The following is a 10,966-nucleotide window of genomic DNA, read 5'->3' as shown; positions in this document are numbered from 1 at the left end:
GTATTACAATAATGACCGCATCAAACTCAAACTAAAAGGCCTGAGTCCCGTGCAGTACAGGACCCAGGCCATGGGCGCTTAACGACTTAACGTCCAACTATTTGGGGTCAGTTCACAAGCGGCGGCGTCGAGCAGGTTGCCGTGGCCTGGCGGCATGCACGGCATACCGTCAGGGTGGTGCGCCAGAACCTGGCGTTCTCCATGATTTACAACGTGGCGGTGCTGGCGCTGGCATCGAGCGGGATGGTGACCCCGGTGGCGGCAGCCTGCGCCATGCTGGCGAGCAGCCTGAGCGTAGTGCTGAATTCGAGCCGCTTGCTCTCCGGAGCGAGTGCGTGACGGGGTAGCTGGCGTTAACCGTGAACACAGCCTGATGGTTTCATCGGGCGCGGACGGCTAATGCCGGCGAAACACATCGGCTTTATTTGGACATCGCCTCGGTCTCTTTCGCTGCAGCCTTGGGCTTGTCCTTGCCCATCATGTTCATATCGTGAGGGCTCATCATCGACATGTCTTTCAAGTCAACCGTCCCATCTTTGTTTTTTTTCATCTTTTCGTACATCATCTCGTGGTGCTTCATGAACTCCTCCTTTGATATGGCGCCGTCGCCGTTGGAGTCCATCATCTTCATATTCATCTTCATCTTCATGCCCTTGTTCATGTCGTCCATGGCCAGGGCCGGTGCGCTCGCACCAATGAATGCGACCGCCAATATTGTCAAGACTTTGTTCATCTCATTTCCTTTTCTGAAAATATAAAATCCGATCGAACTTCCGGTCTTTCCAGGCCTGCACACATAAGCGCTTCCCAATCTACGACAATAAGGAAATGGCGGGCGCGCGCCAGGAAAGCCGTCTGGGCCTGTCCAATCAAGCGCTTCGCTGGGTGGGAAAGCGCAGGTGCGCGGCCAAGCCGCCACCCTCGCGGCGTTCCAGTGTCCAGCTGCCGTCGTAGCGCGCGACGATCGCCTTGACGATCGACAGGCCCAGGCCGCTGCCCTGGCCGCCACCCTTGCGCCAGAAGCGCTGTCCGGCCTTGCCGATCTCCGCCTCGCTCATGCCGCCGCCCTGGTCTTCCACGGTGAAACCCGCTGTCCCGCCATGCCGCACGATCCGCAGCGCGACAGGGGCGTCGCCGTCGCCGTAGCGCAGCGCGTTGTCGACGATGTTGCGCAGCGCCGTCACCGCCAGGGATGCCGGCAGGCGGAGCACGCACGCCGCGCCGCCTTCGTCACGCACGCGCGCCCTGGCGGCCTGCTGCGCCGGAAGTTGCGCGAGGACCTGCTCCGCGATTGCGCCGGCTGGCAGGCGCTCGTCGTCCTCGAACGACATCGACCCCTCGACGCGCGCCAGGATCAGGAGCTGGTTGATGATGCCTTGAAGGCGGCCCACCCCGCGTTCGGCCTGCTGCAGCGCGACTGCCGTCTCCGGTCCGCCTGCGCTCATCCGGGCGACCTGGAGATGGGTTTTCACGGCGGTGAGCGGGGTGCGCAGTTCGTGCGCGGCGTCGCCGGTGAAGCGCCGTTCGCGCTCGATGGTGGATTCGATCCTGGCCAGCAGACCGTTGACGGTCGTGACCAGCGGGACGAGTTCGCGCGGCAGGTCCTGCTCGGGCAGCGGCTGCAGCGCGCCGGGTTCGCGGGCCTCGAGGGCAACGCGGATCCTTTCCAGTGGGCGCAGGCCATGGCGTACGGCCAACCATAGCGCGAACAGGGTCGCGCCCATGGCAACCAGGAAGGGCACGAAGGTCGCGAACGCGATGTTTCGGAACAGCTGCTGGCGGCGCTCCACTTTGTCGGCGGTGGTGATGCGCATGCCATTGTGCTCGATGGTGTAGCTGCGCCAGGTTATGCCGTCGATGACGCGGGTGCGGTAGCCGGGCGATACCAGGCCGAGGCGCTGCGGACTGTTCTCGGTGCGGCCCACGATGCCGCCCCGCAGCTGCCGGATCTCGCAGGCCACGTTGTCGGTGCGGACCAGGTAAGGGATCGGGCTGGACCCGCGCGAGCCCGGTTGCATCGAAAGATGGGGCGAGTCGGCGATCAGCGCGGCGACCATGCGCGCCGATGCAGCAAGCCGCTCGTCGAGTGCGTCGCGGAACTCGTCGCGCAGGTCGACCAGCGTCCAGACCGAGGACATGGTCCAGAATAGCGCGAACGAGGCGCCGATCGTGACCAGCAGGCGCAGGCGCAGCGTCTTCATGCCCCCGCCTTGCCGAGCCGGTACCCAAGGCCACGCACGGTCTCCACGATGTTCGGCCCGAGCTTGCGGCGCAGGTGGTAGATGTGGACGTTCAGGGCATTGCTTTCGACACCATCGCCGAGCCCATACAGGCTGTCCTTGACCTGGTCGGCACTGAGGATGCGCTGGCCGCTGTTGAGGAGGGCCTGGAGCAGGGCCAGCTCGCGCCGCGACAGCTCGACCGGGTTCCCATCCAGCGTCACCACCTGGGTGGCCGGGTCGAAGGCAAGCGGACCATGTTCGATGCGGTCGACGCTGCGGCCGGCACTGCGCCGCTGCAGCGCATGCAGCCGTGCGACCAGTTCGTCGAGCTCGAAAGGTTTCACGAGGTAGTCGTCGGCGCCGCTGCGCAGGCCGGCCACCTTGTCCTGTACGTCATCGCGCGCGGTCAGGACTAGCACCGGCCAGTCCTTGCCCGCGCCGCGCCAGCGCTTGAGCAGCGTGAGCCCGTCCGTATCCGGCAGTCCGAGATCGAGGAGAAGGACGTCGAAGCGGCCGGTCTGCACGGCCATTTCCGCTTGCGAGGCATTGGCGACATGGTCGGCCCCGATTCCCGAAAGGCGCAAGCCGGCCAGAATGCCGCTGGCGACAAGTTCGTCGTCTTCGATGACGAGTACACGCATGGCTAACCCGAGTAGTAAAAGCAGGAACCGCGATCTTACCGCTTTACGGTTATGCCGCGATTAACGGGTAGGCGGGAGCGGGCGTCCTGGCAGTTCGGCAGATTCGTTAATGTGGTGCTAATCGGCAAAGAATAGGATGAGGCATTCGCCTGGCGCTGTCCGGGCCCATCCGGGCCCGTCCGGGCCGGCGCCATGCGCAGGAAAGCACAACACCATGACTGTCACACTCGGACCGCTCGCATTGCCCGGGCAACTGCTGGTCATCTTTGCAACGATCATCCTCGGCTCTGCGATCGGCAACCGGGTGGCAGCCGCGCGCGGCGTGAAGGCCGAGGGCTCGCTCTGGCTGATCATCGCCGGGGCGATATTCGTGGCCCGCATCGTCTTTGTCGCCCGTTACTGGCCTCTGTACGCGGAGGAGCCCTGGCGGCTGCCCGACCTGCGCGACGGCGGGCTGGCGCCTGTCGCGGGCTTCACGGCGGCCGTCGTCATCGGTGCCCTCCTGGCATGGCGCAGGGCCGACCAGCGTGCGGCGATCGTCAGCGCCGTATGGGCCGGCCTCTTCATCTGGATCGGCGGGAATGGGCTGCTTCGCATAGCCACCGAGCGCCAGGCCTTGCCCGAGGTGACGCTGACGGATCTCGACGGGCGCGCCGTTCCCTTGGCCATGTTTGCCGGCAAGCCCATGGTGGTCAACCTGTGGGCCAGCTGGTGTCCGCCTTGCAGGCGAGAAATGCCCGCCCTTGGCAAGGCACAGCGGGAAGCGAGCGACCTGAGCTTCGTGTTCGTCAACCAGGGCGAGGACAGCGTCGCGGTACGTGCCTACCTGAAGGCCGAGGGCCTGCCGCTGCGGAACGTGGTGCTCGACCCCGGTGGAGCACTCGCCAAGGCAGCCGGCGTCCCGGGCCTGCCCACCACGCTGTTCGTCGACGCGAACGGCATCCTTGTCGACAAGCGGATGGGGGAGGTATCGAGCGCGACGCTGGCCGAACACCTGGCAGTCCTGCGCAGCAAGCGCTGAGCCGCAAACGCGACAGAGCGACATCAATGAACAACAGGAGAGAGCGTATGGTCTTCTTATCACGTACGGTAACCGGACTGGGCCGGTGGCTGTTGGCGCTGCTGGTCCCGCTTGCCGCGGTGCTGCTTGCAGCCTCCGGCAGCGCGGCGGCGGCCGACGACGATTTCCTGCCCCCTGAGCAGGCATTCCGCTTCGCCGCCACCATGGTCGACGGACAGACGGCGGAAGTGCGCTTCGACATCGCACCGGGCTATTACATGTACCGCGAGCGCTTCGCATTCGAAGCCGGGCAGACCCGGCTGGGACAGCCTGCCTTCCCGGCCGGCGAGAAGCACTTCGACGAGACTTTCCAGAAGGAGATGGAAACCTACCGGGGCATCGTCAAGCTGCGTATTCCGGTGGACGGGAACGGAAGCTTCAGATTGAAGACCACTTCGCAGGGCTGCTCCGACAAAGGATTGTGCTACCCGCCGATGGCATCGACCGCGGTCCTGGCCGCTGCCGGGCCGGCGGGGGCGTCCTCGAGCGCCGCCGCGGCGCAGGCAAGCCCTCGGCCGGCAGCTGCCGCGCCGGACAGCACGCTATCGAACGACAACGATAGCGGGCGCATCGAACGGGCATTGAGCAGCCGCGAGCTGGCGGTCATCGTCCCGATGTTCCTGCTCTTGGGCCTTGGCCTGTCGTTCACGCCCTGTGTCCTGCCGATGTTGCCGATCCTTTCCTCGATCATCGTCGGCGACAAGGGTTCCGCGTCGCGCTTGCGGGGCCTGGCACTGTCAGTGTCGTATTTGCTCGGCATGGCGATCGTGTACACCGCGATGGGCGTGGCGGCGGGCCTGGCGGGCGAAGGACTGGCGGCGGCACTGCAGAATGCCTGGGTGCTGGGCGGGTTTGCCCTCCTGATGGTCGTGCTGGCCTTGCCGATGTTCGGCGTGTTCGAGCTGCAGATGCCGGCGGTGATCCAGTCGCGCCTGGCGGGGGCGTCCAACCGGCAAGGAGCGGGCACCCACGCCGGCGTGTTTGCGATGGGCGCCATCTCGGCGCTGATCGTCGGACCCTGCGTCGCCGCGCCGCTCGCGGGCGCGCTCGTGTACATCAGCCAGACCAAGGATGCCTTCATCGGGGGCAGCGCACTGTTCGCCATGGCCGCCGGCATGAGCGTGCCGCTGCTGCTGGTCGGCGCCTCGGCGGGCACGCTGTTGCCGCGCGCCGGAGCCTGGATGGACGGCGTCAAGCGCTTCTTCGGCGTGCTGATGCTGGGCACCGCCTTGTGGATTGCCGCGCCGGTCCTGCCGTCGCGGGCCCTGATGCTGGGCTGGGGCCTGCTGGGCGCCGGCTACGCGGCTTCGCTGCTGCTGCCACGACCGCGCCGGCCGTTCGCGGTGGCGACCGGCCTGGTCGCCGGGGTGCTCGGCCTGGCGCAGCTGGCCGGGCTAACCGCCGGCGGCAGCAATCCGTTGGCGCCGTTCGCGACAGCCGAGGCGCATGGAGAGACTCCGTTCCAGCGCGTCCGTTCGGTCGACGAGCTCGACGCCATCCTGGCCAGGAGTCCCGGGAAGACCGTCATGCTCGACTTCTACGCGGACTGGTGCGTGTCCTGCAAGGAGATGGAGCGTTTCACCTTCTCCGATCCCCGGGTCCAGGCGCGCTTCGGGCAGATGCTGCTGCTCCAGGCCGACGTCACCGCCAATAATTCGGCCGACCAGGCCCTGCTCAAGCGCTTTGGGCTGTTCGGCCCGCCGGGGATCATCTTCTTCGGCGCTGACGGCCGCGAACTCGGTGGCACCCGGGTCATCGGCTACGAGAATGCCGATGCCTTCCTCGCTTCGCTGCGCAAGGCCGAGGCCGCGCAAACGGGCATCCGACCTTGAATAATAACTTTCCCATCGGAGTCAACATGCAGGCTTACAAACTCGCGCTTTCAGCCATGGTAACTGCCGCTCTTGCGGCAGCACTCATCAACACGGGGGCCCTTGCCGCCCAGCAGACCCCGCCGGCGCTCGCGCGCGCCGTCGACGCCGGCGTCAAGGTGGTGAAGCAGTTCCCGGCGGCCTCCGGGCTCACGGGCTGGGTGCTGGCCCAGGGAGCACGCTATTCGCTGGTGTACACGACGGCGGATGGGAAGACCCTGGTAGCGGGAGCGCTGATCGACGAACGCGGACAGAACCTGTCGGCCCAGCATGAAGACATGTACATCCCCAAGCCGGATTTCGAGGCCGCGTTCGCGCAGCTGGAGAAATCGGCCTTCATCGCCGAGGGCAGCATCAAGAATCCGAAGAGCGTCATCTACGCCTTCGTCGACGCGAATTGCCCATATTGCCACTTCATGTGGCGTGCCGTGCAGCCGTACGAAGCGGCCGGGCTGCAGGTGCGCTGGATCCCGGTCGCGACGCTTGGCCCGACCAGCATGCCGAAAGCGATCGAGGTGCTTGCCGCGGCCGACAAAACCGCAGCGTTCCGGCGCATGGAGGAAAACCACGGCAAGCCGTGGAAGCCGGACGCCAGTAAGACCGAGCAGTCGCATCCATCGGTGGCGGCATCGATCCGGCGCAACGGAGAGCTGATGGATGGATTCGGCATTGCCGGCACCCCGGGCGTGGTCTGGCGCGACAAGCAGGGAAAGGTCCAGGTAAGGAGCGGGATGCCCCGTCTGTCGGAGCTGCCGTCCATCACCGGGCTGCCGGAGCAGCGAGTGACCGATCCGGCGCTGGCTAAATTCAATTGAAGCGCAGCACCAGTTAAACCAGCATGTACTTCCTGGGTAGAGGGTTGCTGATGAGCTGATTAACCCCCGCATCAATGCGTGCACGACAGCTGACTGGTAGACCACCTCAGCCTGTTTCCTCCAGTGAGGACGCAGGCTGCAGGCGTTCGTCTGGTAGTGATAAAGGCTTGTTGTATGGCAGCGTCACTCTATGAAAACAAGCAAAACTCCATCATTATTTCTTCGTGGAACTATCTGTTTCAATAGATAATTTCGGCAACTGCTGTGCAGACAGTGAACCTGAATATCTGAGAGGAACGGATGAAATTACGAAACAAGATGGCCTTGTGCATGGCCATCGTTTTTATATTGTTCGCGGTCGCGCTGGCTGTTGCGATTTCGGGCATGCGCGATGCAAGCGCGCGTTTCGGCAGCTTTGTCGACCAGGACCAGGCATTCCTGGGAGAGGCGAATACGATGTACGCGCAGGGTCTGCAAATGGGACAAGCGCTGCGCAATGTCATCCTCGCGCCGGACAATGAAATCGGCTACAAGAACCTGGCAGCTGCACGCAAGGACTTCGGCAACGCGCTGAAAACCGCCCATGTACTCGCGAAAAACGATGCCGCCGCAGCGGCTGCGCTGGCGAAGCTGGAAAACCTTCAGCAGCAGCGTGCTGCGGTACAAGATCGTATCGTCGAACTGGTAAAGACCGATGCCGCCTCCAGCGTCACGATCCTGAATAGCCAGGAAACCCCGGTCTGGCGTGAAATGCGTGCGGAGCTGTTTAAGATCCTGAAGGAGAAAAACACGGCGGCGGAACAGGTCAAGACCGAACTGATCGCACGTACGCAAACGATGTTCACGCTGAGCCTGGTACTTGCTTTCTTCGCCATCGTTGCGGGCGGCGCCGTCGCGTTCTGGCTCACCCGCAGTATTACCCGTCAGCTGGGCGGCGAGCCTGACTATGCCGCGAGCATTGCCGGGTCGATCGCGGCCGGCGACCTGACCGTGCAGATTGCCCTCGATGACGAGCGCAACCGGACCAGCCTGATGTTCGCCATGCGCCAGATGCAGCACAGCCTGGCTACCCTGGTGCAGCAGGTACGCGACGGCACCGATACGATCACGACTGCGTCAGGCGAAATCGCTGCGGGCAACCTGGATCTGTCGGCACGTACCGAAGAGCAGGCCAGCTCGCTCGAGGAAACCGCAGCCTCGATGGAGGAGCTCACCAGCACCGTGCAGCAAAACACCGAAAGCGTGCGTCATGCTAACGAGCTGGCCACGACGGCTTCCGAGGTCGCGCTGAAGGGTGGCCAGGTAGTAGAGGAGGTGGTGGGTACGATGGGTGCGATCAACGAGGCCGCCAAGCGCATTGCCGACATCATCGGCGTGATCGACGGCATCGCATTTCAGACCAATATCCTGGCACTGAACGCGGCGGTGGAAGCTGCACGTGCCGGTGAGCAGGGCCGGGGCTTTGCGGTGGTGGCATCCGAAGTACGCAACCTCGCGCAGCGCAGTGCGGCCGCTGCAAAGGAAATCAAGGCGCTGATCGGCGACTCGGTAGGCAAGGTCGATGCTGGGAGTAAGCTCGTCAATGTCGCGGGCGACACCATGACCGAGGTCGTCGCCAGCGTGAAGCGCGTCACAGACATCATGGCGGAAATCACGCTTGCCGGACAGGAACAGAGTGCCGGAATCGCCCAGGTCAACCAGGCCATCGCACAAATGGACCAGGTCACGCAGCAGAATGCGGCGCTGGTCGAAGAGGCCGCTGCTGCGGCTGACGCGATGCGGGCGCAGGCGCAGGAGCTGCTGGCGGTCGTCAGCACCTTCAAGCTCGCTCCGGAGCAGGCCGCGCATTTGCTGCGCCTGAACGGCGGGGCTTCGCATACGTCCCGCGCGATGGCGGGGTGATCAATGGCGGCGGGTTCGGCCGGCCACTGGTCAGCGCCTGGCCCCCGTCCCAGGCGCTGCGAGCATTTCCAGGCGTCTGTCGAGGCCCTTACGGTCGAGTTCACCCATGTGACGCATGAACAGGCGTCCATCCTTGCCGTAAAAGAGCGTCGTCGGCATGGCAAACGATCCAGTGCGGCGGCCGAGTTCCCTGGCGCGGTCGGTCAGTACGTTGTCGAGATGCAGCTTTTGCTGCGCCAGGAACGCCCCGATCGTCACCGCGTCCTCGCCTTCGTTGACGAAGACGAAGGTGATGCCGGGATGGCGCCTCTGGGCATCCTGCAGCGCAGGCATCTCGCGCCGGCACGGCGGGCACCATGTAGCCCACAGGTTGACCACCATCGGCTTGTCCGTCAGGGTCCGCAGCTGCACCGGCGTGCCGTCGAGCCGCCGTAGCTCGACCAGGGGCACCGGTGTGCTGGGCGGTCCGAAATCGAGCAGGGCGATGGCGCCGCCGATCCAGACCACGCCCGCACCCAGGACTGCGGCGAAAACCGGCCGGCGCGGCGTGTTCGTCCTGGCAGTCAGGTGCGCCCCCAGCATGAATGCCACCAGGATGCCGGCCGTGTCCGAGAATCCACCGTCACTGAGATTCAGGATCGAGAGCGGCTCGGCAGCATACTCCGGTGCATTCTGGAGTACGAACGTGATCCGGGCGGCGACCAAGCTGCCCAGAATCGTCTTCCACACTACCGGCCAACTGTGCCAACCAATCCTGCGCCAGTACCACCAGCTGACTGCGGCGCTGGCGAGGATGGCCAGCACCGGAATTCCCAAACTGCCTACGTCGAATTCGTCCACCACTTCGCTCCTGAAAGGACAGCCCGACAGGACCGTCATGCAGCGGCCGTGTCATGGCTTCGAGACCAACTTGCCACGGAATGCTAAAGCTCGCGGATTAATGCAGCATTAGCGATCGAACGCGGCTTTCTCGCGGTGGCAGTGCGCGCCAGAGACCTCATCGACGTTCTATACTGCGGAATCCGAGGGCACGTACGCCCCGATCGTCAGTAGGAGAAACCGCATGATCTTTCGCCAGCTGTTTGAGCCTTTGTCCAGTACCTACACCTATCTGGTCGGCTGTCCGGAAACCGGGCAAGCGGTATTGATTGACCCGGTGATCGTGACCATCGATCGTGACCTGGAGGAGCTTCGGCGCCTGGGGCTGACACTTGCATACAGCATCGACACCCATGTTCACGCCGACCACATCACGGCGGCGCTGGAACTGAAGAACAGGGTGGGGAGCAGGATTGCAGCGCCAGCGGCGGAACGCGTTGACTGCGCGGATGTTCAGCTGGAAGAGGGGACGCCTTTCAGAGTGGGCTCAATGGAATTCCAGCCCCTGCATACGCCGGGCCATACGTCGGGTCATTTTGCCTATGTGCTCGGGGACCGCGTCTTCACGGGCGACGCCCTGTTGATCGAAGCTTGCGGGCGCACCGACTTCCAGCAGGGCGATTCGGATGCGCTCTTCCACAGCGTGCGCGGAAAGCTGTTCACGCTGCCCGATGAAACGCTCGTCTACCCGGCGCATGATTATCAGAAAAGGTGGGTGTCTTCCGTCATGCAAGAAAAGGAGCGCAATCCTCGCCTTGGTTTGGACCGTTCGATTGAGGAGTTCCGGCAGATTATGGCGAGCCTCAAGCTGCCATATCCTAAATTTATCGACTACGCGGTTCCCGGGAATAAGCAATGCGGCGTGTGTCCGACTGATCTGCCGGAGAATCTCAGCAAGTACTGCCAGCAGATGACTGAGAGTCCGCAAGGATAATTCGTCGATATCGGATCGGGCGACCAATGCATGCCATTGAAAAATATTGACGAATGAAGTGTCGTCAGTTAAATAATCACTAAGCTAGTCTCGGGGCCTTCTGGCAGAGTCGCTCGCGATGGTGGAAGGCCAGAAGACGTTCGCTTTCCTAAGGTTCGCTCGCTTGTTCGTTCATCTAGGCGAACTCGTGTAAGTTTAAAAGTGCGGTCGAAGTGTGAGCCATTGATTGCAGGGACGAGACAGACCCTGCAAAGTTGTCCTCAAGTCATCGGCGGTCGCCGCGTTGCGTTAGCGACGGCAAGCGATCTGATGACGCTATCCGCGCGCAGAATCTTTTTTTTGGGAAGTCAGTGCTGATGAGTGCAGGATCGTCCTTCATTGTCCTGGTTCGAGCAACGCATGAAAGAGGATGAGAAGGGGTAGTGCCAAATTTGTATTGGATGAACGCCAGTATCCATGCAGGTTTTGCGACCCAATAGGACTTCCACCGTCTCCGCCAAGTTGCAAAAGAAAAAGCCACCGCAAGGTGTAATGCCGTTCAGTTAAGGTCCTTCTTCAGGACACGAACGGTGTAACGATGAGGTAGGGCCTTGACGGCCCGGTCGATTTTTCGGCCGGGCCGTTCTTCATTCAAGAGCATGA

At 63.3% G+C, this 10,966-nt stretch carries 11 protein-coding genes; 7 read left to right on the top strand and 4 right to left on the bottom strand.

The window, feature by feature from the left end; genetic code table 11:
• Positions 1-82: IS3 family transposase (locus AC56LK_RS25030; protein WP_497186712.1), on the top strand; the 82-nt coding region annotated here is incomplete at its 5' end.
• Between the two features lie 59 nt (positions 83-141).
• On the top strand, positions 142-339 hold the full coding sequence (locus tag AC56LK_RS25025) for a hypothetical protein (RefSeq protein WP_497187150.1): 198 nt from the start codon (positions 142-144) through the stop codon (positions 337-339).
• An 82-nt stretch (positions 340-421) separates the two neighbouring features.
• On the opposite strand, the gene AC56LK_RS25020 is transcribed toward AC56LK_RS25025, so the two are convergent.
• From AC56LK_RS25020 to AC56LK_RS25010, 3 genes are all read right to left on the bottom strand, one after another.
• Positions 422-733, bottom strand: coding sequence for an EF-hand domain-containing protein (locus AC56LK_RS25020; protein ID WP_497187149.1), 312 nt, complete (start codon positions 731-733; stop codon positions 422-424).
• Positions 734-869: 136 nt separating this feature from the next.
• A complete protein-coding gene (locus AC56LK_RS25015; RefSeq protein WP_497187148.1) occupies positions 870-2,201 on the bottom strand; it encodes an ATP-binding protein in 1,332 nt (443 codons plus the stop codon).
• Positions 2,198-2,863, bottom strand: a complete 666-nt coding sequence (locus AC56LK_RS25010; RefSeq protein ID WP_369090168.1) for a response regulator — start codon at positions 2,861-2,863, stop codon at positions 2,198-2,200. The genes AC56LK_RS25015 and AC56LK_RS25010 overlap by 4 nt, the downstream gene beginning before the upstream one ends.
• 214 nt (positions 2,864-3,077) lie before the next feature.
• Between AC56LK_RS25010 and AC56LK_RS25005 the strand changes: the two genes are divergently transcribed.
• From AC56LK_RS25005 to AC56LK_RS24990, 4 genes are all read left to right on the top strand, one after another.
• Positions 3,078-3,884, top strand: coding sequence for a redoxin family protein (locus tag AC56LK_RS25005; RefSeq protein ID WP_497187147.1), 807 nt, complete (start codon positions 3,078-3,080; stop codon positions 3,882-3,884).
• Positions 3,885-3,931: 47 nt separating this feature from the next.
• On the top strand, positions 3,932-5,755 hold the full coding sequence (gene dsbD / locus AC56LK_RS25000; RefSeq protein WP_497187146.1) for a protein-disulfide reductase DsbD: 1,824 nt from the start codon (positions 3,932-3,934) through the stop codon (positions 5,753-5,755).
• A 26-nt stretch (positions 5,756-5,781) separates the two neighbouring features.
• The gene (gene dsbG, locus AC56LK_RS24995; RefSeq protein WP_497187145.1) at positions 5,782-6,609 is read left to right on the top strand and encodes a thiol:disulfide interchange protein DsbG; all 828 of its coding nucleotides are present in this window, start codon (positions 5,782-5,784) and stop codon (positions 6,607-6,609) included.
• Positions 6,610-6,909: 300 nt separating this feature from the next.
• Positions 6,910-8,511: a methyl-accepting chemotaxis protein gene (locus AC56LK_RS24990; RefSeq protein ID WP_497187144.1), complete on the top strand. Its 1,602-nt coding sequence runs from the start codon at positions 6,910-6,912 to the stop codon at positions 8,509-8,511.
• 30 nt (positions 8,512-8,541) lie between these two features.
• Here the strand turns inward: AC56LK_RS24990 and AC56LK_RS24985 are convergent, their stop codons facing one another.
• A complete protein-coding gene (locus AC56LK_RS24985; RefSeq protein WP_497187143.1) occupies positions 8,542-9,351 on the bottom strand; it encodes a redoxin family protein in 810 nt (269 codons plus the stop codon).
• Between the two features lie 223 nt (positions 9,352-9,574).
• Between AC56LK_RS24985 and AC56LK_RS24980 the strand changes: the two genes are divergently transcribed.
• A complete protein-coding gene (locus AC56LK_RS24980; protein WP_497187142.1) occupies positions 9,575-10,324 on the top strand; it encodes an MBL fold metallo-hydrolase in 750 nt (249 codons plus the stop codon).
• The last annotated feature ends 642 nt before the right edge of the window (positions 10,325-10,966 follow it).

The organism is Telluria sp. ZB4P36, from assembly GCF_059685865.1.
The sequence above is the reverse complement of the archived record's forward strand: the minus strand, read 5'-3'. Positions and strand labels throughout refer to the sequence as shown.